At 43.2% G+C, this 26,178-nt stretch carries 27 protein-coding genes, 1 riboswitch and 1 other annotated feature; all 27 genes read right to left on the reverse strand.

The genetic code is table 11. The annotated features are described in order from the left end of the window. Positions 1-12: 12 nt before the first annotated feature. The 27 genes from cysC to JVX94_RS07040 all read right to left on the reverse strand — a co-directional run bounded on the left by cysC (position 13) and on the right by JVX94_RS07040 (position 26,058). Positions 13-606, reverse strand: coding sequence for an adenylyl-sulfate kinase (cysC, locus tag JVX94_RS06910; RefSeq protein ID WP_024424221.1), 594 nt, complete (start codon positions 604-606; stop codon positions 13-15). Between the two features lie 14 nt (positions 607-620). Beyond that, positions 621-1,757: a sulfate adenylyltransferase gene (sat, locus tag JVX94_RS06915; RefSeq protein WP_205185043.1), complete on the reverse strand. Its 1,137-nt coding sequence runs from the start codon at positions 1,755-1,757 to the stop codon at positions 621-623. A 57-nt stretch (positions 1,758-1,814) separates the two neighbouring features. Next, positions 1,815-2,879 carry a sulfate permease gene (locus JVX94_RS06920; RefSeq protein WP_205185045.1) on the reverse strand — a complete coding sequence of 355 codons (1,065 nt, stop codon included), beginning with the start codon at positions 2,877-2,879 and terminating at the stop codon, positions 1,815-1,817. Positions 2,880-2,892: 13 nt separating this feature from the next. Continuing rightward, complete coding sequence (locus JVX94_RS06925; RefSeq protein WP_024426945.1) at positions 2,893-3,594, reverse strand: phosphoadenylyl-sulfate reductase; 702 nt, start codon at positions 3,592-3,594, stop codon at positions 2,893-2,895. 45 nt (positions 3,595-3,639) lie between these two features. Further along, positions 3,640-3,744, reverse strand: coding sequence for a DUF2292 domain-containing protein (locus tag JVX94_RS06930; RefSeq protein WP_369810469.1), 105 nt, complete (start codon positions 3,742-3,744; stop codon positions 3,640-3,642). Between the two features lie 116 nt (positions 3,745-3,860). Then, a riboswitch (SAM riboswitch) is annotated at positions 3,861-3,963 on the reverse strand. Between the two features lie 169 nt (positions 3,964-4,132). Continuing rightward, complete coding sequence (gene pyrE, locus JVX94_RS06935) at positions 4,133-4,771, reverse strand: orotate phosphoribosyltransferase (protein ID WP_144470434.1); 639 nt, start codon at positions 4,769-4,771, stop codon at positions 4,133-4,135. A 7-nt stretch (positions 4,772-4,778) separates the two neighbouring features. Beyond that, positions 4,779-5,483, reverse strand: a complete 705-nt coding sequence (gene pyrF, locus JVX94_RS06940) for an orotidine-5'-phosphate decarboxylase (protein ID WP_144470432.1) — start codon at positions 5,481-5,483, stop codon at positions 4,779-4,781. Beyond that, entirely contained in the window at positions 5,455-6,387 is a 933-nt protein-coding gene (locus tag JVX94_RS06945; protein WP_073205127.1) for a dihydroorotate dehydrogenase, read from the reverse strand. The genes pyrF and JVX94_RS06945 overlap by 29 nt, the downstream gene beginning before the upstream one ends. Then, positions 6,381-7,157 carry a dihydroorotate dehydrogenase electron transfer subunit gene (locus tag JVX94_RS06950; protein WP_205185047.1) on the reverse strand — a complete coding sequence of 259 codons (777 nt, stop codon included), beginning with the start codon at positions 7,155-7,157 and terminating at the stop codon, positions 6,381-6,383. The genes JVX94_RS06945 and JVX94_RS06950 overlap by 7 nt, the downstream gene beginning before the upstream one ends. Continuing rightward, the gene (gene carB, locus JVX94_RS06955; protein ID WP_095408437.1) at positions 7,154-10,369 is read right to left on the reverse strand and encodes a carbamoyl-phosphate synthase (glutamine-hydrolyzing) large subunit; all 3,216 of its coding nucleotides are present in this window, start codon (positions 10,367-10,369) and stop codon (positions 7,154-7,156) included. Before carB ends, JVX94_RS06950 begins: the two co-directional genes overlap by 4 nt. Further along, positions 10,354-11,448, reverse strand: coding sequence for a carbamoyl phosphate synthase small subunit (locus JVX94_RS06960; protein WP_205185050.1), 1,095 nt, complete (start codon positions 11,446-11,448; stop codon positions 10,354-10,356). Before JVX94_RS06960 ends, carB begins: the two co-directional genes overlap by 16 nt. Continuing rightward, positions 11,445-12,731, reverse strand: coding sequence for a dihydroorotase (locus tag JVX94_RS06965; protein ID WP_095408436.1), 1,287 nt, complete (start codon positions 12,729-12,731; stop codon positions 11,445-11,447). Before JVX94_RS06965 ends, JVX94_RS06960 begins: the two co-directional genes overlap by 4 nt. Further along, the gene (locus JVX94_RS06970; RefSeq protein ID WP_205185052.1) at positions 12,715-13,638 is read right to left on the reverse strand and encodes an aspartate carbamoyltransferase catalytic subunit; all 924 of its coding nucleotides are present in this window, start codon (positions 13,636-13,638) and stop codon (positions 12,715-12,717) included. The genes JVX94_RS06965 and JVX94_RS06970 overlap by 17 nt, the downstream gene beginning before the upstream one ends. Positions 13,639-13,768: 130 nt before the next feature. Further along, positions 13,769-15,097 carry a solute carrier family 23 protein gene (locus JVX94_RS06975; RefSeq protein ID WP_039178389.1) on the reverse strand — a complete coding sequence of 443 codons (1,329 nt, stop codon included), beginning with the start codon at positions 15,095-15,097 and terminating at the stop codon, positions 13,769-13,771. 155 nt (positions 15,098-15,252) lie between these two features. Then, complete coding sequence (gene pyrR, locus JVX94_RS06980) at positions 15,253-15,795, reverse strand: bifunctional pyr operon transcriptional regulator/uracil phosphoribosyltransferase PyrR (RefSeq protein ID WP_024424234.1); 543 nt, start codon at positions 15,793-15,795, stop codon at positions 15,253-15,255. 170 nt (positions 15,796-15,965) lie between these two features. Next, positions 15,966-16,880: an RluA family pseudouridine synthase gene (locus tag JVX94_RS06985; RefSeq protein ID WP_205185054.1), complete on the reverse strand. Its 915-nt coding sequence runs from the start codon at positions 16,878-16,880 to the stop codon at positions 15,966-15,968. Beyond that, positions 16,877-17,344 carry a signal peptidase II gene (gene lspA / locus JVX94_RS06990; RefSeq protein WP_024424236.1) on the reverse strand — a complete coding sequence of 156 codons (468 nt, stop codon included), beginning with the start codon at positions 17,342-17,344 and terminating at the stop codon, positions 16,877-16,879. The genes JVX94_RS06985 and lspA overlap by 4 nt, the downstream gene beginning before the upstream one ends. A gap of 94 nt (positions 17,345-17,438) precedes the next feature. After that, complete coding sequence (locus tag JVX94_RS06995; RefSeq protein WP_024424237.1) at positions 17,439-17,813, reverse strand: TraR/DksA family transcriptional regulator; 375 nt, start codon at positions 17,811-17,813, stop codon at positions 17,439-17,441. A gap of 160 nt (positions 17,814-17,973) precedes the next feature. Next, on the reverse strand, positions 17,974-20,739 hold the full coding sequence (ileS, locus tag JVX94_RS07000; RefSeq protein ID WP_144470422.1) for an isoleucine--tRNA ligase: 2,766 nt from the start codon (positions 20,737-20,739) through the stop codon (positions 17,974-17,976). A gap of 59 nt (positions 20,740-20,798) precedes the next feature. After that, positions 20,799-21,036, reverse strand: a binding site (T-box leader). A gap of 59 nt (positions 21,037-21,095) precedes the next feature. Then, entirely contained in the window at positions 21,096-21,590 is a 495-nt protein-coding gene (locus tag JVX94_RS07005) for a DivIVA domain-containing protein (RefSeq protein WP_008344947.1), read from the reverse strand. Positions 21,591-21,616: 26 nt separating this feature from the next. Continuing rightward, positions 21,617-22,393 carry a YlmH family RNA-binding protein gene (locus JVX94_RS07010; RefSeq protein WP_203129792.1) on the reverse strand — a complete coding sequence of 259 codons (777 nt, stop codon included), beginning with the start codon at positions 22,391-22,393 and terminating at the stop codon, positions 21,617-21,619. Positions 22,394-22,446: 53 nt separating this feature from the next. Beyond that, positions 22,447-22,728: a YggT family protein gene (locus tag JVX94_RS07015; protein WP_205185056.1), complete on the reverse strand. Its 282-nt coding sequence runs from the start codon at positions 22,726-22,728 to the stop codon at positions 22,447-22,449. A gap of 6 nt (positions 22,729-22,734) precedes the next feature. After that, positions 22,735-23,193: a cell division protein SepF gene (gene sepF, locus JVX94_RS07020; protein ID WP_024424241.1), complete on the reverse strand. Its 459-nt coding sequence runs from the start codon at positions 23,191-23,193 to the stop codon at positions 22,735-22,737. Position 23,194: 1 nt separating this feature from the next. Beyond that, positions 23,195-23,884: a YggS family pyridoxal phosphate-dependent enzyme gene (locus tag JVX94_RS07025; RefSeq protein WP_223250963.1), complete on the reverse strand. Its 690-nt coding sequence runs from the start codon at positions 23,882-23,884 to the stop codon at positions 23,195-23,197. A gap of 6 nt (positions 23,885-23,890) precedes the next feature. After that, on the reverse strand, positions 23,891-24,754 hold the full coding sequence (gene pgeF, locus JVX94_RS07030) for a peptidoglycan editing factor PgeF (protein ID WP_144470415.1): 864 nt from the start codon (positions 24,752-24,754) through the stop codon (positions 23,891-23,893). Positions 24,755-24,965: 211 nt separating this feature from the next. Next, on the reverse strand, positions 24,966-25,202 hold the full coding sequence (locus tag JVX94_RS07035; RefSeq protein ID WP_008344958.1) for a YlmC/YmxH family sporulation protein: 237 nt from the start codon (positions 25,200-25,202) through the stop codon (positions 24,966-24,968). A 79-nt stretch (positions 25,203-25,281) separates the two neighbouring features. Then, a complete protein-coding gene (locus tag JVX94_RS07040; RefSeq protein WP_185907589.1) occupies positions 25,282-26,058 on the reverse strand; it encodes an ABC transporter ATP-binding protein in 777 nt (258 codons plus the stop codon). Positions 26,059-26,178: the final 120 nt, after the last annotated feature.

The following is a 26,178-nucleotide window of genomic DNA, read 5'->3' on the forward strand; positions in this document are numbered from 1 at the left end:
GCCATCAGGCGATTATTTCGTTGTTCCTTTTACATAGTCAACAAGACGCTGTTTGGATTCCTCACGGGATAATTCCCCTGTATCTAATACGAGCTCAGGCGCAGCGGGCTCTTCATACGGTGAATCGATTCCAGTGAAAAACGGAATTTCGCCGTTTCTGGCCTTTTTATATAACCCTTTTGGATCACGCTCTTCACACACGTTCAAATCACATTTGACAAACACTTCGTGAAATTCTCCCTCTTCGACCAACTGTCTGACAGTGTGGCGGTCTTCTTGAAATGGAGAAATAAAAGCAGTGATGACAATCGTTCCTTGCTCCACAAATAATTTCGCCACTTCTCCGATTCGGCGGATGTTTTCTTTTCTGTCATCATCTGAAAACCCTAAATCTTTATTGAGTCCGTGCCGCACGTTATCGCCATCAAGCACTGTGACTTGATAGCCTTGTTCAAACAGCTCTCTAGCGGCTGCATTTGCGATCGTTGATTTACCTGACCCGCTTAGACCTGTAAGCCAGATAATGCCGCTCGTATGATTGTTTTTCTGTTGATATTCTTTTTTTGTAATAGATGAATCATGCCACACGATATGTTCGTTGCTCATGTCATACCCTCCCATTAAGATACTGTCGTTTTTAATCCTTCGATTAATGTTTCAATAACTTCTTTTCGACTGAACGTGCTTGGTGGTAATTCACCGTTTCTCAGCATCGTTCGAACCTTTGTACCTGAAAGAATGACATGCTCGCTTTTATCGTGAGGACACGTTTTTGGTGTGGCCATCGCTTCACATGTATTACAGTAGAAGCTGTGTTCAAATTTTAATGGCGTAATGCCGATTTCTTCGCTTTTAAATTGATCAAAGAGTTCCTGCGCCTCGTATGTGCCGTAATAGTCACCAACACCTGCATGATCTCTTCCGACAATAAAATGGGTGCAGCCATAATTTTTACGCACTAGCGCATGAAAAATGGCTTCCTTTGGTCCAGCATAACGCATTGCAGCAGGAAAAACACCTAAAAAGACGCGGTCTTTTGGATAATAACCGTTCAATAACACTTGATAGCTTTTCATTCTCACATCTGCCGGGATATCGTCAGATTTTGTTTCACCGACAAGCGGATTTAAAAATAAACCATCGACTGTTTCCAGTGCTGTTTTTTGAATATATTCATGGGCACGATGAACAGGGTTTCTCGTTTGGAAACCAACAATGGTTTTCCAGCCGTTTTCTTTAAAATGACGTCTTGTTTCTTCTGGCTCATACGTAAATTGAGGGAATGGTTTTTCACTGCGTTTCGTCAATGTGATTTTCCCGCCAATGTAAGTATCGCCGCGTTCAAATAATTTTTTCACGCCTGGATGATTGCGGTCATCAGTTTTATAGACATTCACCGCTTCTTTTTCTTTATCTGGTGTGTATTGATCCTCTACTTCAATGACCCCATATACAGTTCCATTGTAGGATAAGCGCACGATATCGCCTTGATGGATTTCCGCCGCCTTTTCTTTTGTTACTGGCAGTGTAATAGGAAGAGACCAAACGATACCACTTGCTAGCCGCATACTGCTTACAACTGCTTCATAATCAGCTTTTGTTAAAAACCCTTCAATTGGACTATATCCGCCAATTGCAATGAGTTCAAGGTCCGCAAAGGAAATCGCATCTAGTTCAATTTCCTTCTCAGCCGTGCTGAGATCATATTCTTCATTTACTCGATTAATTAATACGCCACCATGTGGTGTTAAACTCATTTGTTCATCTTCCTCTCAATGTTCATATTTATTAGATGTTAATAGTCGGATTTATGGTTAAATCCCGCCGCCCTGTTCATGAATAGAGCTGCTTTCATTTTTGACTGCTTTCATCAGACTCAGCGCACCAAGTGAGGCAAGCAGTACACTCATCATGATAAAGATAGAGTAATAGTCTCCTTTTAAGAAAAGGCTCACAAGCAAATACGATAGGCTGAGTGATAAGAAAGGTGAGACCACCCATACCTTCAGCATTTTTTTCACAACATGTTTGTGAAAAATGTTAGGCCCGCCTTTTGCCATTCCAAGCCCGATAATAGACGAGGAGGTGATTTGGGTAAGCGGAACGGGCAGGCCAAAAATAGAGCTGACGATGACAAGCCCAGCACCGGTACTCGAAAGTAAAATCCCTTCGCCCGTTTGATAGCGGGTGATTTTCTTTCCGTTTGTTTCCAGCACTCTTCTGCCTAGCAAGAGGGCCCCTGCTGCGACAAAGATTCCGCCGTAAAGTGTTCCCTGCCCAACTGATAAAACGCCTGAGGCGACGAGCGGGCCGACTGCATTTGCCACATTGTTCATACCTGCTGAAAATGCTTCTAAAAATCCGCTGAGGATTAATACGACAGATAAAATAGCTGTGCCTTTTTTAGACAGCTTCCGTTTAGGGAACATTCTGATGATTTTGACGATAGCAAAGGTAAAAAGAAAGGCGAAAAGCGGGATGATGACCCAAAATGCCACAATCACTAAAATGGATTTCACAAACAATACTTTATACGCGACTGCCACACCAACCACAGCCCCTACTGTGACCTCGCTTGTTGATAAAGGAATCGCCATCAGATTCGCTATGAAAAGTGATAGTGCAGCAGAAGCAATGATAATACAAACGATTTCAAGTGTAATGACTGATTCTGGCATAATACCAGAGCTGATTGTTTTGACGACCTCACCGCCGCCAATCACTGAACCTGCTAAAATCCCAACTGCACAAACGCTGAGCGCATAAATAGGCTTTTGAATGGCACCTGATCCATACGCAATACCCATAGAAGCAGCTGCTCCGCTTGCGCCTATGTTTAAAGCAAAGAATAGACTAAATAAAATTGCGGCGATTTCCATACATTATGCTCCCTTACTCATGTAATCCGCACTCTGTCTTGGCTGTTCCTGACCATCTGCCAGAACGCAGATCATCTGCAGTAAATGCTGGCTGTGTACATGGTGCACATCCGATACTTGGATACCCTTGGTCATGCAGCGGATTATAAGTAAGTTCCTCTCTAGATGCATATCTCCATATGTCCTTCCACGTCCAATGGATGAGCGGACATACTTTCACTGATTTGAATTTTTCATCCTTATTTAAGAAATTCGTCCCTGCTCGTTTTGGTGACTGCTCTCTTCTTAAACCGGAAAGCCATGCTGGATATCCAGAGAGGGCTTCTTGCAAAGGAATGACCTTACGCATATGGCAGCAGCTTTGAGGATTTGTTTTCCATAATTCATCACCGTGCTGCTCATTTTGCTGTTCAACCGTCAGCTCAGGCGTTTTTAGTACAATGTCTAAACCCGGGTATCTTTCCTTTACCGCATCAATTGTGTCGTAAGTTTCTTTAAAATGCAGACCTGTATCTAAAAAGACAATTCTCGCATCTTTTTTTACTTTTGCAATAAGATCAATCAGGACGATGCCCTCGATGCCAAAGCTGCACGCATACACGAGCTGGTCACCATAATGACCGTACGCCCATTTCAGTACAGACAGGGCTCCTTTATACAAATCATCCTCTTGAAATGTAATGGACGGCTCTTGCCAATTTTCATAAGTTAACATGATTTCTCCCCTTCCGGAGTACCGCTCATATTGCTATTTTTCGCACTACTTCAATCTAATTTTTTCGTTTTTTTCCACTTGAATCACTTGACCGTCCTGAACAATTAACGTAATTGAACCAAATTTCATATCCCCAATCAGTTCTTGCATATGCTTTACTAAGTCCTCATCCTGATTTTGTTTCACTTCCATCTCCTCTTCCTCCTCACCGTTAAAATAAAAAAACTTTCTTTCAGTCCGAAAGAAAGATGAGGAAGCTTACGATTTCCTTATCTTTCAAAATAGAATCATTTTGCAGGAAGTAGCACCTTGCGAATCGCAGGTTGCCGGGTTTCATCGGGCCAGTCCCTCCACCTCTCTGGATAAGAGTTTCAATTTGTCTTAAATATTAACACAATTCAAACAAAAGTCAACCCGACTTTATTGATAGGATTAGTTTTTATTAAAATTTGAGTCTATTTTACTATTTTTACCCAAATAAAAAAAGCCGTGCTGGCAGGCACAGCTTTTGAAATTGTTAACGATGGACTTTGACTTTTCAGACCGTTTCTTCCATCCAAGATTCAGAGGTAGGATCTTGTCTCCAGCGTTTTAGTTTGTTCATCGCAGACGGCTCAATCGCTTTCAGTTCAAGTGCCACGTCTGTCAATGTGTCATAGTCTGTTAGGGTGACATAAGGAATATTTTTTTCTTGAAAAGCTGCCGCTGCTTTTGGCAGTCCATATGTGAAGATTGCGGCAACTCCTAATACCTCGCAGCCCTCAGCTTGAAGAGCAGCGACTACTTCAAGTACACTGCCTCCTGTGGAAATAAGGTCTTCGACGACGACAACCTTTTGGCCTTTCGATACGGCCCCTTCAATTTGATTTCCTTTTCCGTGTGCTTTCGGCTTACTTCTGACATAACACATCGGGATGTTCAAGCGGTCTGCTGCTAATGCCGCATGCGGAATGCCTGCTGTTGCAGTACCCGCAACAACCTCGGCTCCCTTGAAATGAGTGAGAATCAAATCCTTTAGTCCTTCAGCAATGTCGTGTCTGACTTCTGGGTATGACAATGTCAGGCGGTTATCACAATAGATCGGTGATTTTATCCCGCTCGCCCATGTAAACGGTTCGTCTGGTTTTAATGAGACCGCTTTGATTTGTAATAGATGTTTCGCGATTTTTGATTTCATCTGGCAGTCACTCCCACTCTTTCAAAATTTGATGATAGGCTTCTATTGGTTTATCAGCTTTTGTGATTGATCTCCCGACAACGATTTGTGAAACTCCTTGCTCTTTTGCATAGGCAGGTGTCGCCACACGCTTTTGGTCATCGGTTTGATCATTCGGTAAGCGAATACCTGGCGTTACAGTGAGAAAGGAGGGTGAGATATGTTCATGAAGTGCTTTAGATTCATGAACAGAGCAAACAACACCGTCCAGTCCACTTTCATATGCTAATTGTCCGTACCGGATCACAGTCTCTTGCAGCGGACGGTCAATGAGCAACTCGCTTCTCATCATGTCTTCTGACGTACTAGTCAGCTGGGTCACTGCAATAATGCCCGGACGGCTTTGTCCAGCAGGAGTCCCGCTTTCAAGTCCCTCTAATGCAGCCTGCATCATTCGTTTCCCGCCAGCAGCATGCACATTGACCAAATCAACGCCAAGTGCGGCAAGCCGATTCATCGCTTTTTGCACCGTTGTTGGAATGTCATGTAATTTTAGATCGAGAAAAATGCGGCAATTTTTTTCTTTCAGCGCTTCAAGGATGGCAGGTCCTTCTTGGTAAAACAGCTCCATGCCGACCTTCACAAATAATGGTGTCCCTTCAAAGGGATCTAAAAAAGCAAGCGCCTCCTGCCCTGACGGAAAATCAAGCGCGATGATGGGCAAGTGCTTCATGTTTCCAGCTCCTTCCGATACATTCCTCTACAGATGAATAACCATATGCTGCTAACACATTTGGCAGCTCTTCAATGATTTCCGGGCAAATAAATGGATTCACAAAATTGGCTGTACCGACAGCGACTGCACTTGCACCTGCTAGTAAAAATTCAAGTACATCTTCAGCACTTTGCACTCCGCCCATCCCTATAATCGGAATAGAAACTGCTTGACTCACCTCATGCACCATACGTACAGCGACAGGTTTGACAGCTGGTCCTGATAATCCGCCTGTTTTATTGGCAAGGATGGGTTTCCCCGTTTTTAAATCTAAACGCATCCCGATTAATGTGTTAATCATGGTGAGTCCATCCGCGCCAGCAGCTTCAATCGCTTGAGCAATCTCCACAATATTGGCTACGTTAGGTGACAGCTTGACATAGACAGGTACAGAAGAGACTTCCTTGACCGCTTTTGTCAATGACGCCGCCATATTTGGATCTGTACCAAAGGCGATCCCGCCAGTTTTAACATTTGGGCAAGAAATATTCAGTTCAAGGGCATGAACATTTTTGGCTTGGCTGATTTGCTTGGCTACTTCAACATAATCATCAACTTGTGAGCCAGCAACGTTTGCGATAATTGGTGTATCAAACTGCTCGAGCCAAGGCAATTCATTTTCAAGCACACCTTTTAGACCTGGGTTTTGAAGGCCGATTGCATTGAGCATACCGGCTCCTGTCTCGGCTACCCTTGGTGTCGGATTGCCAAATCTCGGTTCAAGGGTTGTGGCTTTAATCATGATACCGCCCAGTACTGATAGGTCATATAAGGATGCAAATTCTCTCCCGAATCCAAAGCAGCCTGATGCAGGGATAATTGGATTCTTTAAAGATAATCCGGGTAACTCAACGTTTAGCATGACAATGCCACCTCCTCTGCTTTAAAAACAGGTCCATCAAGACAGACTTTGACGTAAGGTTTGTCGAGCTGATCAGTATGACAGACACATGCAAAGCAGGCACCAATCCCGCAGCCCATTCGTTCTTCCATCGAAATGTAGACTGGCTTATCAGGATACGTGTCTTTCAGCGCTTTTAGCATAGGTGTCGGACCGCAGGAAAGCAGCACATCAAAGCTCAGGTTTTGCTCTTTTATCACATCTGTCACAAAGCCTTTAACACCATGTGTGCCATCAACAGTTGCAATAAACGTATCACCGAGTGCTTGAAATTTCTCCTCGTAAAATACATCCTTTTTCGACTGAAAGCCGAGGACATGATTTACGATGACGCCTTTTTTCGTTAAACGCTTGGACAGCTCATATAGAGGCGGTACACCAATTCCGCCGCCGACTAGTAATGCCGTCTGTCCGGGCTGGACGACTGAAGGATCATACCCGTTTCCAAGCGGCCCTAATACATCGACTGCTTCTCCCTCCCGCTTTTGGGAGAGGAGCTTTGTGCCCTCTCCTTCTGCGCGGTAAATGATGGTTGCTTCATTTTGCTCGGCATGAATGTTGGCAATACTGATCGGTCTTCTCAGCAGCGGTGTCATGGATTCACTGACCTTTAGATGAAGAAATTGTCCAGCCGTTTGAAAGGAGTCCACAAGGTCACCTTTTAATGTCATTTCGAAAATATGATCAGCGATCTCTCGGTTCGAGACGACCGTCAAGTATGCTTTTTTCATATCGTTACTGTCACCTCAGCATTCGTTTTCACTTCTGGCATTTCATCCGCTCTAAATGTCATGCTCTCAAGCACTCTTAAAATGGCTTCTGCTGTATCTAGTGACGTTAAGCAAGCCACTCCGTTTTCAACAGATTCACGTCTAATTCTAAAGCCGTCTCTTGCCGGCTGTTTTCCTTTTGTTAATGTGTTGATCACGAATTGGGCTTCCCCGTTTCGAATGACATCGAGAAGGTTTTTGCCTTCTTCTCCGATTTTGCCGACCACACTTGATGGAATGGAAGCTTGTTTTAAGTAATTCGCCGTTCCTTCTGTCGCTAAAATATGATAGCCGATTGAATGGAATCTTCTTGCGATCTCAAGTCCTTCTTCTTTATCCTTATCAGCCACTGTCAGAAGAACTGTTCCGTCATTAGGAATTTGAATGCCTGATGCAATCAATCCTTTATATAAGGCTTTTTCGATTGTGACATCTTTCCCCATGACTTCACCTGTTGATTTCATTTCAGGCCCGAGTGTAATATCCACTCTTCTTAATTTTGCAAAAGAGAAGACTGGGACTTTGACGTACACTCCTTCTTGCTCTGTGTGAAGCCCTTCTTCGTAGCCATAATTTTTGAGTTTGTCTCCTAAGATGACTTTGGTCGCAAGGTTGGCCATCGGGATGCCTGTAATTTTACTTAAGAAAGGAACCGTCCGGCTTGATCTCGGGTTCACTTCAAGTACATACACTTCACCTTTTGATAGGACAAATTGTATGTTCAAAAGCCCAATAATGTTAAGTCCTTTTGCAAGCTTGATCGTGTACTCTGCGATCTTCGCTTTGATATCCTCAGACAATGTTTGCGGCGGATAGACCGCAATCGAGTCACCAGAGTGAACTCCGGCTCTTTCAATGTGTTCCATAATGCCTGGGATCACGACAGTTTCTCCATCAGACACGGCATCTACTTCAATTTCTTTTCCTGTCAAATACTTGTCAATTAATACTGGATGCTGCGGATTGACTTTTACCGCATTCTCCATGTAGTGAAGAAGCTCGGCTTCTTGATACACAATTTCCATCGCGCGGCCGCCTAATACATAGGAAGGGCGGACAAGGACTGGGTAGCCGATTTGATTTGCAATCGCTACAGCTTCAGGCACAGACGTTGCTGTTTTCCCTTTAGGCTGCGGCACGCCGAGTGCTTCTAACGTTTGTTCAAACTTGTCCCGGTTTTCTGCACGGTCTAGGTCTTCTAGAGAAGTTCCAAGAATTTTAACCCCTCTATTTGATAATTCATCTGCTAAGTTGATCGCCGTTTGCCCGCCGAACTGAACGACGACTCCTTCAGGCTGTTCAAGGTCGATGATGTGCATGACATCTTCTACAGTGAGTGGTTCAAAGTAAAGCTTATCTGAAATACTAAAGTCTGTTGAGACCGTTTCAGGGTTGTTGTTTATAATGATCGCTTCATAGCCTGCTTGTTTAATTGCCCACACAGAGTGAACGGTCGCATAATCAAATTCAACCCCTTGTCCAATTCGGATAGGACCTGAACCTAATACGATAACGCTTTTCTTGTCTGTACGTTCTGATTCATTTTCATCTTCATACGTGCTGTAGAAATATGGTGTCTCTGATTCAAATTCTGCCGCACATGTATCCACCATTTTGTATACAGGTACAATGCCTGCTTCTTGTCTTAGCTTGTAGACATCCGCTTCTTTCATATTCCACTCACGGCTAATGTAGATATCTGAGAAGCCTTTTTCTTTCGCTTCTTTTAATACGTCAGTATTGCCTTTGTTTTCTTTTAATGTTTTCTCAAAGGCGATGATACCTTCCAGCTTATGAAGGAAGAAGTAATCAATTTGTGAGAATTCATGTATTTGTTCGACGGTATAGCCTCTTCTAAGCGCCTCAGCGATATAAAATAATCGTTCGTCTCCCGCTTTGATAATCCGCTTTTCAAGCACTTCATTTGTGATGTCTGCTTCATCTTTTAATTCAATGTGATGCACATCGGCTTCAAGTGAACGTACAGCCTTTAGAAGAGACTCTTCTAATGTGCGGCCGATTGCCATGACTTCACCAGTTGCCTTCATTTGCGTACCAAGACGTCTGTTGGCAGATTCAAATTTATCGAACGGCCAGCGCGGTATTTTTGAAACGATATAGTCAAGTGCCGGCTCAAAGGCTGCATAGGTTTTACCTGTGACTGGGTTCATCATTTCATCAAGCGTTAAGCCGACAGCAATTTTCGCTGCCAATTTGGCAATTGGATAGCCTGTCGCTTTTGACGCAAGCGCAGATGAACGGCTTACACGCGGATTTACTTCGATGATATAGTATTGAAAGCTGTTTGGATCAAGTGCCAGCTGTACGTTACAGCCGCCTTCAATGCCAAGTGCACGGATCAGCTTAAGCGACACATTGCGAAGCAGCTGATATTCACGATCACTTAACGTTTGGCTTGGTGCTACAACAATACTGTCACCTGTATGGATGCCGACAGGGTCAAAGTTTTCCATGTTACAAACAACGATTGCATGGTCACCGCTGTCTCGCATGACTTCATATTCAATTTCTTTAAAACCTGCAATGCTTTTTTCAAGTAAGCATTGTGTAACTGGGCTTAGCTTCAAACCGTTTTCAACGATTTCTTTCAGTTCTTGTTCGTTTGTACAAATTCCGCCGCCCGTTCCGCCTAATGTATAGGCTGGTCTGACGATGACAGGGAAGCCGATTTGATCCGTGAACGCCATCGCTTCTTCCAGATTATGAATGATTTCACTTTCTGGTACAGGCTCATTTAGTTCATTCATCAAATTACGGAATAAATCTCTATCCTCTGCTTTTTGGATTGCTGACAGCTTTGTACCGAGCACTTCAACGCCGCATTCAGCTAATACGCCAAGGTCTGATAATTCAACTGCAAGGTTTAATCCAGTTTGCCCGCCAAGCGTTGGTAAGATCGCATCAGGGCGTTCTTTTCGAATGATTCGTGTTAAAAATTCTGGTGTCAGTGGTTCGATGTATACCTTATCAGCCATTTCTGTATCTGTCATGATAGTCGCAGGGTTAGAGTTCACAAGAACGACTTCATAGCCCTCTTCTTTTAGCGCTAAGCAAGCCTGTGTGCCTGCATAGTCAAACTCCGCTGCCTGACCGATGATGATAGGACCTGATCCGATTACTAAAATCTTTTTGATGTCTACGCGTTTTGGCATACTTCTTCCCCTTCTTTCTCAGTCGTATGAATCATTTCCATGAACTGGTCAAATAAGTAGTTTGCATCTTCTGGACCCGGTGATGCTTCTGGGTGGTACTGAACAGTGAATGCTGGTGCTTCTTTATGTTTTAATCCTTCAATCGTATTGTCGTTTAGGGCAATATGTGTGACTTCGAGCACGTCTTCGTTAATACTGCTAACCGTGTAACCATGGTTTTGAGACGTCAGTGTCACCTTGCCAGTTGCTAGTTCTTTCACCGGATGGTTGGACCCTCTGTGACCAAATTTCATTTTTTCTGTACTTGCACCGCACGCTAGAGCAAATAACTGATGTCCGAGGCAAATTCCAAACAGTGGCACCTTTCCAATCAATTGCTGAATCATCTCAACGGCTTCCGGCACATCCACGGGATCTCCAGGTCCGTTTGAAAGCATGATGCCATCAGGCTTTAGCTGCAGCACTTCATCTGCAGTGATTTTGTATGGCACCACAATGACGTCGCAGTCACGTTTATTGAGCTCGCGCAAAATGCCGTGCTTCATGCCGAAATCGACAAGGACAATTCTTTTTCCTCTGCCTGGGCTTGGGTACGCATTTTTTACAGATACTTGACTCACTTGATCAGTTGGCAGCTGCAATGTTTGAAGGCGGCGGACAACGTCTTCCACTTGTTCATCAGGTCCTGCAAACGCCCCTCTTAAAGTCCCTGCACTTCGAATCATTCTAGTCAGCTTCCGTGTATCGATTCCGCTCAGCCCCGGAATGTTTTTCATTTTTAAATATTCATCGAGTGAGTATGAAGAGCGCCAGTTTGAGGGCTTTTCACAAAGCTCTTTCACAATCAGCCCTTTCACAAACGGTGTGATCGATTCAAAATCATCACGGTTAATGCCATAGTTGCCGATAAGCGGGTAAGTCAGTGTGACAATTTGTCCACAGTATGATGGATCAGATAAAATTTCTTGATAGCCCGTCATCCCTGTATTAAAGACGACTTCTCCGACTGATGGTTCTAAGCTGCCAAAGCCTGTTCCTTCGAATACTGTTCCGTTTTCTAGCACTAAGCGTCTCTTCATTTTACTAGTCTCCCCTCTTCATAAACGACTTTCCCAGATGCAAGTGTCATGACCGGCCATCCTGATACAGTCAATTTGTCAAACGGTGTATTTTGCCCTTTAGATAAGAAGCTTTTTTTATCGATTGCCATTTCTTTGTTTAAATCAATGAGTGTGATATCAGCTATGTGCCCTTCTTCAAGCTTTCCGTATGGAAGAGAAAATGCTTCTGCTGGTTTGATTGTCATATAATCAACGAGTTCTTTTAATGTCCATTCGCCTGTTTTGACAAATCGTGTATACAGAAGCGGAAACGCAGTTTCAAGTCCCACAATTCCGAACGGGGCACGCTGCATCGTTTCGTTCTTTTCTTCTTCTGTATGCGGCGCATGGTCTGTTGCGATGAAATCAATCGTTCCATCTAACAGTCCCTCGATCAATGCCTCGCGATCCTCTTTTCCTCTGAGCGGCGGGTTCATTTTATAGTTTGTATCAAGACCCGGAATGTCCGTATCACACAACAGCAGGTGATGCGGTGACACCTCAGCCGTTACACGAATGCCTGCTTTTTTTGCATCGCGTACGACCCGCACAGATTCTTTCGTACTGATATGACATACATGATAATGACAGTTCGCTGCTTCTGCTAAAAGAACATCTCTTGCAATATGCACCGATTCACAGATTGACGGTATTCCGTTTAACCCATTTGCTTTTGAAAATTCTCCTTCATGAACGCACCCGCCGTAAATGAGCGAGTTATCTTCACAGTGCGCCACAATCGCTTGATCAAGACTTGCTGCCTTTTTCATCGCTTCGTACATCATGCCTGCTGTTTGGATGCCGACACCGTCATCTGTAAAGGCAAAGGCACCTGCTTCTTTTAGTGCTGCAAAATCCGTCATTTCTTCCCCAATTTGTCTTGTTGTGATGGAGGCGTATGGCAGCACTCTCACAGATGAAGTCTCTTCGATTCGATTCATGAGCCATTCCATTTGCTCTTTTGTATCTGGAACCGGACGTGTATTCGGCATCGCTGCAATCGTCGTATAGCCGCCTCTTGCGGCTGCTTTAGAGCCTGTTTCAATCGTTTCTTTTTTCTCTCCGCCTGGCTCTCTTAAATGCACATGCAGATCGATCAAGCCTGGTGATACGAATAGCCCTGCTGCATCAATAACCTCTTCTCCGTCTTCTCTTTCTAAGTGACCAATCGCTTGAATCACTTCTCCTTTTACCCTAATATCCTGCTGCACTCTTTCGCCTGTGCTTGTTAAGATAAAACCGTTTTTAATGAGATATGACATAGACAGAATCTCTCCCTTTTTGATGTAGTGTGCTATTTTGAAAAGCTCTTTTTAATACGGCCATTCGGATATAAACACCATTTTCCATTTGCTTGAAAATCCTTGACTGCTTGGACTCTACTAATGAATCATCTATTTCAACACCTCTGTTTACTGGTGCTGGATGCATAATAATCGCTCGTTCTTTCATTTTGTTTGCTCTATCTACTGTTAATCCATAAGTTGATAAGTAATCTTCACTGCCCATTTTTTCAGCGTGCCGTTCATGCTGAATTCTGAGCAGCATCACCACATCAGATTGTGCGATGGCTTGATCTACTTGAACGTACGTTCCGTGAGGGTTTTGTTCATCCTGGAAGGAAGCAGGTCCTGAAAAGAGCACTGTCGCTCCCAGTCTCGAGAGAACCTCAGCATTTGACCTTGCCACCCTGCTATGTTTGATGTCTCCATGAATCGAAATCGTTAAGCCTTCAAAGCCGCCAAACTCTTCAAAGATGGTCATGAGGTCAAGCAGTGATTGGGTAGGATGCTGCCCGCAGCCATCCCCTGCATTGATGATGGGAATCCCAACCTTCCCGATCAGCTCGTTGTAATATTCATCTGTGCTGTCCCTTATCACACATGCCTTTACTCCGATTGATTCAAGCGTTTTTACCGTATCGTAAAGTGTTTCGCCCTTTTGAACGGAGGTGCTTGCTGCATCTAAGCTCAGGACATTCATCCCTAGTTTCTTCTCGGCTACTTCGAAGCTAAAACGTGTTCTTGTGCTCGGTTCAAAGAAGAGGTTTGCCACAAATTCTCCGGCTAATCCATGTTCTTGTTTCCCCTTTTTGAGTGCAGCTGCTTCTTCAATCAGCTGTAAAATCTCTTCTTTTGATAAGCTGCTCATTGTCGATAAATCATTCATTTTTTCTTCCCCCTCTAGTTTTTCATCACTTTCAGGTTCAAAAAAACCCTAAGCCTCGGCAGCTTAGGGTTCTCCAAAAGAAGCAGCGGCACTTTCGTGCATTCTGCTCATTTTAGAACCCTTGTCAGCCTCACTGGACTTCTTTTAAAAGGTTTTCTGTATTTGATTCATTTGACTCGTCATCTTCTGCTTTTTGATGCGGCAGGATCAGGTTTAACAGGACACCTGTAATCGCAGCAAGTGCCATTCCAGATAGAGTGAGATTGATTTGTTTCACCTCAATGAATGCCCCGCCAATTCCGATGACTAGGATGACTGATGCGATAATGAGATTACGCTTTTCTTCAAAATTCACTTTATGATCAATCAGGATTCTCAGGCCGCTTGAGGCAATGATTCCAAATAGCAGGAACGAAACGCCTCCCATCACCGCGGACGGCACTGTACTGATTAATGCTGAAATTTTCCCTACAAAACCGAAGCAGATCGCAAACACCGCTGCTCCGCCGATGACGAAGATACTGAACACTCTTGTGATGGCAAGTACGCCAATGTTCTCTCCATAAGTTGTTGTTGGTGGTCCGCCAATAAGTGAAGCGAAGATCGTCGCCGCACTGTCTCCTAAAATGGAGCGGTGAAGACCTGGTTTTTTAATAAAATCTTGTCCTACGACCTTACTTAACACCACTTGGTGGCCGATATGCTCAGACATTGTGACAAAGGCTACCGGCACCATCACTGTGAGAATGCTTAAAGTCACAGCAGGTGTATAGTCGACAAATGGCACAACGAAGTCTGGCACAGCAAACCATTTTGCGTCAATGACCGGCTGGAAGTTCACGATGCCTTGTGTTAAGGCAAAGAGATAGCCGCTGATTATGCCGATTAATACTGGGATTAAGCTAAGGAATCCTCTTAGGAAAATCATACTGATTATGGTGACAGCCAGTGTGAAGCCAGCAACCATTAAGTGCTTGAGACTGTAAACAAGCTCGGTGGCATTCGGATCAACATACATCGCCATGTTGACTGCTGTTCCAGCGAGTCCAAGTCCGATGACCATAATGACTGGTCCTACGACAACCGGCGGCAGAAGCTTCATCAGCCAGCCTGTGCCGAGCCATTTAATGAACAGGGCGATGAGCGCATAAGCGACACCCGCCATGAAGGCGCCAACCATTGCGGCTCCAGGGCCGCCCGTTGCTTTAACATTCAGTATGGGGGCGATGAAGGCAAAGGACGATCCAAGATACGCCGGAATTTGTCCTCTTGTGATAATTAAGTAAACAATCGTTCCCACACCGCTTGAAATGAGCGCGACGGCTGGACTCATATCAATGATTTTTGGTACTAGAATGGTCGCACCAAACATCGCAAACAAATGCTGAAGGCTAAGTGACAGCCATGTGAATGGTTTTGGGATATCTCGAATGCCTAAATTGGCTTTTTGCTGACTCATGATTTTCCTCCTAGATGTGTCCTTTTTCATTAAAAAAGCCTCTTTGCGAGTATGCGCAAAGAGGCCTAGAAAAACCAGACACGTCATGTTAGCCGTGTGCTCGGTGTCTCTGTTATTGCCCTCTTTGCAAACTCTCTGGAATGCATTTAAAAAGGTTATTTTTCATATATAGCGACAAGGTCGTTTTGATCTACTTCATTGAGCTGAACCATGACTGTCTCTGCTTTTGACGTCGGAATGTTTTTCCCGATATAATCCGCTCGAATCGGCAGCTCACGGTGTCCCCGGTCGACGAGCACAGCCAGCTGAATGGAAGATGGTCTTCCTACATCCACAAGGGCATCCATAGCTGCTCTGACGGTTCTGCCTGTAAACAGGACATCGTCAACGACAATGAGTGTTTTGTCATTAATGTCAGCTGGTATGTCTGCACCCTTTACAAGCGGGTCTTGGTTGTCTGTCTTTTTTGTCAGGTCATCACGGTATAGCGTAATATCAAGTTCACCCACAGTGACTGGATTTCCTTCAATTTGCTCGATGCGCTCTGCAAGGCGCTTTGCAAGATGTATGCCTCTTGTCTTGATCCCGGCAAGGATGACATCCTTCATCCCTTTGTTGCGCTCAATCATTTCATGTGCAATTCGGGTAAGCGCTCGTCTGATCGCTTGTTCATCAAGAATGACTGCTTTTTGTTCCATCTTTTACACCTCTTTTTGACAAATAAAAAGCCCCTTCTGCAAAGTGCAGAGAGGGGCGTTCATTTGTGCATACTCGTGCACAAATTGATCCGTTATCCTTCTCAGCCTCTCCGGACTGTTTTAAAGAATCTCAATTTCTTCGTTTATTATTTCAGAAAAAGAACGGCCTGTCAATCGTTATTTCTTAATGAATCGATAAAAGCCTGCATATCAGCTGGAATTGGTGCTGTGAACTCGATATATTCTCCTGTTCTAGGATGATCAAATCCTAAAACACCTGCATGCAGAAGCTGTCCATTAAAATCGACTGTTTTTCTTGGTCCATATTTCGGATCTCCTGCAAGAGGGTAGCCGATATATTTCATATGAACACGAATTTGGTGTGTTCTTCCTGTTTCAAGACGGCACTCGACAACTGTGAAGTCCTTAAAGCGTTCAATCACATCAAAGTGAGTGACGGCCTGTTTTGCATTTTCTTTTGTGACCGTCATGCTCTGGCGGTCTTTTTTGTCTCTGCCAATTGGTGCATCGATTGTACCTGTATCATGCTGGATAATGCCGTGGACAACGGCCGTATACTTTCTTGTGACGGTCTTAGCCACCAGCTGATTGACGAGTGACTCATGCGCCATATCGTTTTTCGCGACCATTAACAGTCCAGACGTATCTTTATCAATTCGGTGGACAATTCCAGGACGCATCACACCGTTAATCCCTGATAAGTCCTTGCAATGTGCCATCAGACCATTTACAAGCGTTCCTGACACATGACCTGGCGCTGGATGAACGACCATTCCTCGTGGTTTATTCACTACTAGTACATCTGCATCCTCATAATAAATATCAAGATCCATTGGCTCTGCTTCTACATCCAGCTCTTCTGGATCTGGAATATCCACTTTGATTTGATCTCCAGCTTGTACTTTGTAATTGGCCTTTACTTGTTTCCCGTTTACTTCGATCAGCCCATCTTTTACCCATTGCTGGACTTGGGTTCTTGACCATTCTGGTTCTGTCGTGCTTAGAAATTTATCAAGCCGTTCACTCGTTTGTTCTTCTGAAACGGCAATATTTACTTGATTCATGTAGTTGACTCCTTATTTTTCTTTCCATCTAACAGCATTTGAATGAAGAGCAGAATAACCCCTACACAGAGAGAAGAATCTGCAATATTAAAGATTGGGTAGTGATAATCCCCAAATACAAAATGAGCAAAATCTACCACTTCCTGACGGAAAATTCGGTCGATAAAGTTGCCGATCGCTCCGCCAAGCATTAAGGCCAGCGCTACTCCAAGCAGCTTGTCCTTTTGTCCATGTTTTTGTAAGTAATAAACAATTCCCGCAATTACAACGAGTGTGATCACATAGAAAAACCACATTTGCCCTTGGAGAATTCCCCATGCGGCTCCTGAATTTCGGTGAGACGTGATATAAAAGAATCCATCAATTACTGGCACAGAATCTCCGAGCATCATGTTTTTGACAATGAGCCATTTTGTTAATTGATCTAAACAAATGATAACGAATGCGATTATGTAATAGAACACACACGTTCCTCCATCTTCATACTTTGATCTTTAAGCATTTTATCAAGAAAACAGGTAGGAGTAAAGAAACTTTAGTTGACAGACAAAAACCTCCCTACATGTGGAAGGCTTCAAAATGAGAATCATTTGATTCGTAAGGATAAGGAGTGAATGCTTTTTTCTCGTATTGCTTATGATATAAAAAGTCGTCAGCCGTGCGGGCGGTAGGAAGAATACTCATTTGTTCAAGCGGAATCACATCTCCTGTCGCCTCACATATGCCATAGGTTCCTTGTTCGATTTTTGCAATAGCGAGAGACACATCTTGCAGCTCTTCTTTGATGTGGTAAAGAAGTGTGGTCGTTTTGACCTCATTCAATGTGACATGCTCAGCGGGTGAACGAAATGATGCGTATTCAAACAGTTTAGATTGCAGCTCTTCTTTCATTTGAAGGAGTTCCGTGTAAATCGTCTCTAGATCGCCATTCATGTCGCTATTTCAACTCCTGCCCTGTCGTGATAATCATATTGTTACCCCGCTTGGTTACTTTAAAGCCATAAGATTTTTCCTTTCGTTCTAAACGCTGTCATTTCCGCAAAAAAGAAAACGCCCCGCATATGGCGGGGCGCTAGTTGGTCATATCACACTGTTAATTCTGGTAATATTTTTCCACGATTTCAGCATTTTTCAGTGACAATGTTGGGTATTTCGGATTTGCACCAACATCTTTAGAAATAATACGAGAACGCTCGCATAGTTCTCCTTCTGCTTTTTGAACCACAATTCGTCCTGATGTGTATTCAGGTGCTGATGTGTCAGCATTTTGCGCATCTTCTACCGTTAATTCAGAGATGATAAAGAGCTGCTTCACATCTTCTTTAATGGATGCAAGAAGGTTTTTCACCTCTTCTGTCGCATAAAGGGTCACACTTGCTTCAAGAGAACGTCCGATAACTTTCTCGTTACGCGCAATCTCCAGCGCTTTTAGCACATCGTCACGTACCTCCATAAAGCGGTCAAACTTCGCTTCTGTCGCTTCAGCTTGAGGAACAGCCACACCTTCTGGCATATCTGTTAACTGAACACTTGGCTCTTCAACAAAGCTTAAGTGGCTCCATAATTCATCTGCTGTATGCGGAAGAATTGGTGCAGTCAGCTTCACTAATGCCATTAACGTTTCATAGAAGACCGTCTGCATGCTGCGGCGGTCTGGATGATCGGCATGCTCAATGTAAACGACATCCTTTGCAAAATCGAGATAGAAAGAGCTGAGCTCAATCGTACAGAAATTGTGAATCGCATGATACACGACCGCAAATTCGTAATCATCATAAGCTTTTTTCACTTTATCAATCAATTTGTTTAATTTGATCAAGATGTATTGATCCACTTCGCGAAGCTCTTCTACTGGCACGGCATTAACTGCTGGGTCAAAGTCAAATAAGTTTCCGTGCAGGAAGCGGAAGGTGTTACGGATTTTACGATAGACTTCTGCTACTTGTTTCAAAATATCATCAGATACTGGATGATCAGCTTGATAGTTGACAGAAGATACCCAAAGTCTAAGAATCTCTGCACCAAGCTGCTTCGCGACCTTCGTTGGGTCAATTGTGTTGCCTAATGATTTACTCATCTTACGTCCTTCTTTATCAAGCGTAAAGCCGTGGCTTAGGACACCTTTATATGGTGCTTTTCCAGTGACAGCAACTGCTGTTGATAAAGAGGAGTTAAACCAGCCGCGATATTGGTCAGAGCCTTCAAGGTAAAGATCTGCCGGACGGACTAGGTCATCTCTTTCTTCTAAAACAGCTTGGTGAGAAGAACCGGAATCAAACCATACATCCATGATGTCCTGCTCTTTAGTGAATTCACCATTCGGGCTGCCTGGATGTGTAAAGCCTTCTGGCAATAGCTCTTTCGCTTCTTTTTCAAACCAAATATTTGAGCCATGCTCTCTAAATAATTGAGATACATGCTGAATGGTTTCGTCCGTGATGATCGGCTCACCATTTTCCGCATAAAAGACCGGAATTGGAACGCCCCATACACGCTGTCTTGAAATGCACCAGTCACCTCTGTCACGCACCATATTGAATAGGCGTGTTTCGCCCCATGCTGGAACCCATTTCGTTTCTTTAATATTGTCTAATAGCGCTTCTCTAAAATCTTTAATGGATGCAAACCACTGAGCTGTTGCACGATAAATCGTTGGTTTTTTCGTTCTCCAGTCATGCGGGTAGGAGTGCGTGATAAAGTCGAGCTTTTTCAGCGCGCCTTTTGCTTCAAGCTGTTCTGTGATGGCTTTATTGGCATCCTCGTAGAATAATCCTTCAAAACCAGGCGCCTCATCTGTCATCACACCTTTTTCATCTACTGGACAGAGCACATCAAGACCATATTTCATACTGACAATAAAGTCATCTTCCCCGTGACCTGGTGCTGTGTGAACACAGCCTGTTCCTGCATCCGTTGTCACGTGATCGCCAAGCATCACAAGAGAATCTCTACCGTAGATCGGATGCTCTGCAACGACGTTGTCTAATTCTTTTCCTTTTAGTGTTTTCACGACTTCATACTCTTCAAAGCCGAGTGTTTTTGCCACTTGTTCTACCAGTTCAGATGCAACAACATATCGATCAGCACCGACTTGAAGAACACTGTACTCTAAGTTTGGATGAACACAAATGCCAAGGTTTGCAGGAAGCGTCCAAGGTGTTGTTGTCCAGATAATGAATTGTTCGTCGTTTTCAAGAACGCCTTTGCCATCTTTTACTTTAAACGAAACGTAAATCGATGGTGAACGTTTGTCTTTATATTCAATTTCCGCTTCAGCGAGGGCTGATTCACTTGAAGGAGACCAGTTAACAGGCTTTAGTCCTTTATAGATATAGCCTCTCTTCGCCATTTCACCAAAGACAAGAATTTGCTGCGCTTCGTATTCAGGCTTTAATGTGACATATGGATTGTCCCAGTCTGCTCTGACGCCTAATCGCTTAAACTGGTTACGCTGACCTTCAATTTGCTTCCAAGCATACTCCTCGCATAGTTTGCGGAATTCTGCTGTAGACATTTCTTTGCGTTTGACTTTTTTATTTTTAGTGAGAGCTGTTTCAATTGGTAAGCCGTGTGTATCCCAGCCCGGTACGTACGGTGCGTGGTACCCGTTCATTGATTTAAAACGGACGATAAAATCTTTTAGGATTTTATTGAGTGCGTGCCCCATATGAATGTCACCATTCGCATATGGAGGTCCATCATGCAAAATAAACGTCGGGCGTCCTTTTGTCCGCTCTAAAACCATTTGATAGATGTCTTTTTCTGCCCACTCCTCTTGGATTTCAGGCTCTTTGTTCGGCAAGTTCCCTCTCATCGGGAATTCTGTTTTCGGCATTAATAAGGTGTCTTTGTAGTTCATACCCATTCCTCCACATGCAAATTCTGATTAAAAAACAATAAAAAAAGCCCTCTCATCCCATAAGGGACGAGAAGGCTTGTCTCGCGGTACCACCCTTTTAGACAAGCGATATGAAATAACCGCTTATCCACTCTAAAATCGTAACGTGATCAGACGCCTTTTCTTACTCATTCATTTCAGAAAAGGAACTAAAGGGGTGATCTCATTGCAACGTCTCGTAATGTCAGGCTTCCACCATCCCTGATTCGCTTTATTACGCATGTGACAGCTGCGAGTGTCCCTTTCAAACGTTTATCTCTTGTTAATTTATGATGGTATTATATGCAACATGAGCACGTCATGTCAAGATGATGCGCTTATTCTTTTTCGTCAAAGACAGCGTCCACTTCATATTCCAGTAAATGATCCCAATCGTCATTTTTCAGAAGATCAAGCTGCGCTTCGATGAGCATTTGGAAGCGAGTTCTAAAGACCTTCGACTGCTTCTTCAGCTCTTCGATTTCCATTGCAATCTTTCTGGATTTTGACAGCGCTTCGTTGATAATACGGTCTGCATTTTTCTCTGCTTCACGAATAATCAATTTTGCTTCTTTATCAGAATGACGCTTTACGTCTTCTGCTGCTTCCTGAGCCACAAGAATCGATTTGTTTAATGTCTCTTCAATTGTTGCAAAATGACCTAGTCTTTCGTCAAGCTCATTTACTTTGTCCTCAAGCTCGTTCTTTTTACGAAGTACGATCTCGTAGTCTTTACGTACTTGGCTTAAAAACTCGTTTACTTCGTCTTCGTCATAGCCGCGAAAGCTTTTTGTGAACGTTTTATTATGAATATCATTAGGTGTTAATGGCAACCTCGCCACCTCCAGATTCAAGTTCGTTATGTCAGAAGCTCAAATGTTACTTTGAATTTATCTTTTTTGGTCTTCCCATCAATCGTTTTGAGGCTAAAACGGCCAAATCCCCGTACAGAGAGCTGATCGCCTTCACCGATTGTAAAGGAAGGATCCTCAGTGACTTTCCAATTGACTTTGACAAGCCCATTTTTGACTAAAAGCTGTGCTTTTTGCCGAGACTGACGGCTGACAGCAGCACATACAGCATCAAGCCGAAGTGAAGAAATGGTATCTTCTTTGATATCAGTCTTCGTAATCACTGGCTTTATTTCTGCCTGCGTGATTTCCTCTAATGAAACGGATGCTCTGCCGACATGTGTCAGCTGCGCCCGCACAAAATCGGCGACATCACTTGTACAAATAAACTGCACATCTTCCTCTGAAAATAACAAGTCTCCGAATTTTTGACGCTTCAAGCCTGTCCCAATCAATGAGCCGAGAAGCTTCGGGTGTTCGATGGAAATAAATTTTTTCGCATAGTTCACCTGAAAATATGACAGCTCAACATCTTGAATAGACGGTTCTAAATAATCAGGATAAATGAGGGCTCTTTTGCGCTCCGCTCCTTCATACCCGCCAAAGAACATGATCCCAAGTTCTTCGCCATGCTGGATGACGGACTCAGTAATAAATTGCTCACGCGGATCAAGGAAGTCTGTTAATTTCATTCGATATTGGTCGAGTGCGATTTTTTTCCAGCCTAACACTTGGTCGACAAATGGCTGTTCGTCTTTTCTAAAATGCTGATAGATATCGCTCATTTTGTTCCCCTCTTATGTAAAAGAGCCTGGCAGTGCCAAGCCCGGCAGCCTGTTTACATGAAGCGCACAATCATATTGTAAAGACCAGTTAGTCCATATGTTGATGCAAAACGAATTACAAGCAATGCCACAATTGGCGAGATGTCAATCATACCAATTGGCGGAATAATTTTACGAAATGGTTCTAAATACGGTTCGCAAATATTTGTCAGAAAACGGCCAAACACAGTTTCTCTTGCAGATGGCACCCATGACATAAAGATGTAAATAATAATCGCGAATGAGTAAATCGTTAATACCGTTCCTAAAATATTAAAAATGAAATTTAGAATCACTATGATTTACCACCTCTGAGGTTCTTCCTCTGTCAGAAGTTCTGATATTGTGCCAGACACATCCACATTATCAGGTGTGCAGAGGAATATATTCGAGCCAATACGCTGGATGTCTCCACCGATTGCATAAACGGTTCCGCTTAAGAAGTCAATGATTCGCTTTGCTTGATCATGCTGAATGCGCTGCAAATTCACGACGACTGCACGTCTGTTTTTAATATGGTCTGCAATCTCCTGCGCTTCTGCATAAACACGCGGCTCACTTAACACCACTTTAGAGGATTTCTGCACGCTTTGCAAGCTGACGACATTTTGTTTTCCTGTCTGTGGACGATCTTGAAATGCTGCTTTATCCTTCGTTCCTTTTTCTTCTTGAACGGGTTCTCTTTCTTCATCAATATATTCGTACTCATACTCTTCATCGTCGAGAGTGAAAAAGCTTTTAAACTTATTTTTTATGCTCATGTCACGCACCTCCTGTTTCATTTCCAACAAGTGAAGAGCCAATCCGAACGAATGTCGCACCTTCTTCAATTGCGATTTCAAAATCATTTGACATGCCCATCGATAAATGCTGACAAGGTGCATTTACTTGGTTAAGATGTTTTACTTCTTCTTGAAGGTTTTTTAATGTTTTAAAACAGTTTCGAATTACAGTGTGATCATCTGTAAATGGAGCCATCGTCATCAGTCCAGCAATTTCAATCTGTTTGAAATCAGCGAGCTGCTTCACAAATGGGATGACGTCTTCACTTTTCAAGCCGCGCTTTGACTCCTCAAGTGATGTGTTCACTTGTACAAAACAGCGAACTATGTGATCCGCTCTTTTTTCAATTTCATTCGCAAGAGACATCCTGTCGAGCGAATGTAAGTAGTCAATTGTCTGAATGACAGATTTCACTTTTCGTGTTTGTAAACTGCCGATGAAGTGCCAGCTAATGTTTTCATCGGTTATGGCCGCCTGCTTTTCAAGTAACCCTTGGTCACGATTTTCACCAAAGTGCATAATTCCTGCTTCTTTGGCTTCTTGTGCTCGTTCAATTGAGACATACTTTGTCACAGCAACGACCGATACATCTGCTGGATGTCTACCGGCTCTTTTACATGCTTCGTTTATTTGTTCATTTATTTGACTGAGATTCTCTCGTACATTCAATTGCACTTATGCCTCCTTAAAACCGACAAAAGACATCATACGTCCTGTTTTCCCTTGATCACGCCGGTGTGAGAAGAAAAGCTGATCATTGCAGCTTGTGCACATCGAACTGACATGTATGTTTTCTTCTTTTATTCCTGCATGAAGCAATACGTTTTTGTTTAATGTTTTCAAATCAATTTTATATTGTCCTTGTGAAATCTCGGAATACACATCCTCTGTTGAAAAAGGAAGCTGTTTCACTTGATCCATGACTACGTCATCGACTATGTAGCAGCAACTGCCAATGGATGGTCCAATGACGACTTGAATAAAATCGGCCTTGGCACCTTCTTGGCTGACCCATTCATCAACCATCTTTGCACCAATTTGCTTGACGGTTCCTTTCCAGCCGGCATGAGCCGTTCCAATTAATCCGTTTTGCGGAGCTAGAAAATAAAGCGGAACACAATCAGCGAAACAAAGAGCGAGCATCATGTTCGTCTCAGACGTATATAAACCGTCTGTACCAGGCAGTGCCTCATGATAATGAAGACTTCCTCTTCCTCTTTGCTCCTTGGTGACTTTCAGGATGCGATCCTCGTGTGTTTGGTCTGCAAACACCCAATCAGAGAGCGGCACAGCAGCAGCATCTGCTATGACTTGACGATTCATTTGAACACTAGAAGCATCATCTCCTACGTGGAGTCCAGTGTTCAATGATTGATATGGAGGTAGGCTGAAGCCGCCATTTTTTGTCGTAAATCCGGCCATTACCTCTCTGCCAGAACATGTCATGTTCGTCCAATCATGAATGGTCATTGCATATGGTGATTTCTGCTGAAAGGGGTCATATTTGTGTGTCAAAGCTGCCTCCCACCTTTCATTCATCTCTCTTTATTTCGCTCCTATTTTACCACAAGACATGCATAGACAGTTAGTGGGATTCATTAAATATTACACTCAAATGTGCCCTTTCTGCAGGTTTTTTTTCAAATTGATATGAAAACGTAATCTTTTTACCCGAAAAAGACATTGTTTGCTGAGAATGAAGAGTTTATTTTAAGGAAAAATTGAATGATTCATTGAGGAGTTATATGAATTAAGAAGACAATCGGACAAGTATTACATCTTCGCCAATTTTTACTATATTTCGCCAAGGGACGATCATTTCCTCTTCTTTTCCGAAAAATCCCATCATTTTACCTGTGCCGCCAATAATAATCGCTTGTATTTTGCCGCTTGTAACATTAATATCAATGTCCCCAATGGTGCCTAGTTTTTTTCCGCTGGATACATCGACGACATCCTTGATTTGGAATTCAGAAATACTGATCATCTGTCCTTCCCCGCCTTTCGTTTTCTACTATAATATGTATGATGGAAAAGCAGGGACGCAGACCAATAGTTTCTTTTATCTACAATTTGCTTAAATGCGGACGGCCATTTCTCCACATCACATCTACCGGACATTCAAAAAAAGAAGAAAGCAAACCGCTTGTCATCATTTCTTTTGTTTCTCCTTGATCAAAAACAGATCCATCTTTTAATAACAAGGTATGCTGAAAAACAGGCAGAATCTCCTCTGCATGATGGGTCGTGTAAAGCAAAGTAGGCGCATCAGGCTTTGCTGCAATGAATGAGATGGTCTCCAGCACTTGCTCTCTTGCTAAAAAATCAAGACCCGTCACAGGTTCATCTAAAATCAAGAGCTTGGGATCATTCATTAAAGCCCTCGCAATCAAGACCTTTTGCTTCTCTCCCTGTGAGAGGGTTTCATATGTTCTGTTGGCATATTTGAATGAACCAAATGCTTTTAATAGATCAATGGCTTTCTCTCTCATTTCATCTGTCGGGGTTTCATAAAGCCCGATAGATGCAAATGCGCCGCTAAGTACAATTTCAAATGCATTGTCGTCTCTGTGCAATTTCTTTTCAAGTCCCGCTGAGATGAGACCGATTTTCTTCCTTAGTTTTTCACCTAGCGCTTCCTTGCCAAAGACATGTCCCAGCACTGTCATCTCGCCTGATGTGGGGAAATAATAGGAGCAGAGCATATTTAATAAAGCGGTTTTTCCCGCACCATTTAAACCGTAAAGCACCCAGTGTTCCTGCTTGTTCACTTGCCAGTCAATAGACTGCAGCAGCCATTTTCCATTTCGTTTTAATGAAACATTCTTCAATTCAAGTGACACCATAACTTCCCCCTGAGTAAAAATTCTGAATATACAAATAATGAATGTTTACAGCATATCGTAAATGCTCTTTCTGGTAAACCTCACATAAAAAAGCTGCTCCCTATTAGGAACAGCTTT

It is taken from the genome of Bacillus sp. PDNC022, assembly GCF_016919285.1.
GTDB classification, from domain to species: Bacteria; Bacillota; Bacilli; order Bacillales; family Bacillaceae; genus Bacillus; species Bacillus safensis.

Excerpts from the sequence above, each read along its gene's own strand:
- cysC (WP_024424221.1), bottom strand. The coding sequence starts at position 606 with ATGAGCAACGAACATATCGTGTGGCATGATTCATCTATTACAAAAAAA.
- sat (WP_205185043.1), bottom strand. The coding sequence starts at position 1,757 with ATGAGTTTAACACCACATGGTGGCGTATTAATTAATCGAGTAAATGAA.
- JVX94_RS06920 (WP_205185045.1), bottom strand. The coding sequence starts at position 2,879 with ATGGAAATCGCCGCAATTTTATTTAGTCTATTCTTTGCTTTAAACATA.
- JVX94_RS06925 (WP_024426945.1), bottom strand. The coding sequence starts at position 3,594 with ATGTTAACTTATGAAAATTGGCAAGAGCCGTCCATTACATTTCAAGAG.
- JVX94_RS06930 (WP_369810469.1), bottom strand. The coding sequence starts at position 3,744 with ATGCAAGAACTGATTGGGGATATGAAATTTGGTTCAATTACGTTAATT.
- pyrE (WP_144470434.1), bottom strand. The coding sequence starts at position 4,771 with ATGAAATCAAAAATCGCGAAACATCTATTACAAATCAAAGCGGTCTCA.
- pyrF (WP_144470432.1), bottom strand. The coding sequence starts at position 5,483 with ATGAAGCACTTGCCCATCATCGCGCTTGATTTTCCGTCAGGGCAGGAG.
- JVX94_RS06945 (WP_073205127.1), bottom strand. The coding sequence starts at position 6,387 with ATGCTAAACGTTGAGTTACCCGGATTATCTTTAAAGAATCCAATTATC.
- JVX94_RS06950 (WP_205185047.1), bottom strand. The coding sequence starts at position 7,157 with ATGAAAAAAGCATACTTGACGGTCGTCTCGAACCGAGAGATCGCTGAT.
- carB (WP_095408437.1), bottom strand. The coding sequence starts at position 10,369 with ATGCCAAAACGCGTAGACATCAAAAAGATTTTAGTAATCGGATCAGGT.
- JVX94_RS06960 (WP_205185050.1), bottom strand. The coding sequence starts at position 11,448 with ATGAAGAGACGCTTAGTGCTAGAAAACGGAACAGTATTCGAAGGAACA.
- JVX94_RS06965 (WP_095408436.1), bottom strand. The coding sequence starts at position 12,731 with ATGTCATATCTCATTAAAAACGGTTTTATCTTAACAAGCACAGGCGAA.
- JVX94_RS06970 (WP_205185052.1), bottom strand. The coding sequence starts at position 13,638 with ATGAATGATTTATCGACAATGAGCAGCTTATCAAAAGAAGAGATTTTA.
- JVX94_RS06975 (WP_039178389.1), bottom strand. The coding sequence starts at position 15,097 with ATGAGTCAGCAAAAAGCCAATTTAGGCATTCGAGATATCCCAAAACCA.
- pyrR (WP_024424234.1), bottom strand. The coding sequence starts at position 15,795 with ATGGAACAAAAAGCAGTCATTCTTGATGAACAAGCGATCAGACGAGCG.
- JVX94_RS06985 (WP_205185054.1), bottom strand. The coding sequence starts at position 16,880 with ATGAATCAAGTAAATATTGCCGTTTCAGAAGAACAAACGAGTGAACGG.
- JVX94_RS06995 (WP_024424237.1), bottom strand. The coding sequence starts at position 17,813 with ATGAATGGCGATCTAGAGACGATTTACACGGAACTCCTTCAAATGAAA.
- ileS (WP_144470422.1), bottom strand. The coding sequence starts at position 20,739 with ATGAACTACAAAGACACCTTATTAATGCCGAAAACAGAATTCCCGATG.
- JVX94_RS07010 (WP_203129792.1), bottom strand. The coding sequence starts at position 22,393 with ATGAGCGATATCTATCAGCATTTTAGAAAAGACGAACAGCCATTTGTC.
- sepF (WP_024424241.1), bottom strand. The coding sequence starts at position 23,193 with ATGAGCATAAAAAATAAGTTTAAAAGCTTTTTCACTCTCGACGATGAA.
- pgeF (WP_144470415.1), bottom strand. The coding sequence starts at position 24,754 with ATGAATGAAAGGTGGGAGGCAGCTTTGACACACAAATATGACCCCTTT.
- JVX94_RS07035 (WP_008344958.1), bottom strand. The coding sequence starts at position 25,202 with ATGATCAGTATTTCTGAATTCCAAATCAAGGATGTCGTCGATGTATCC.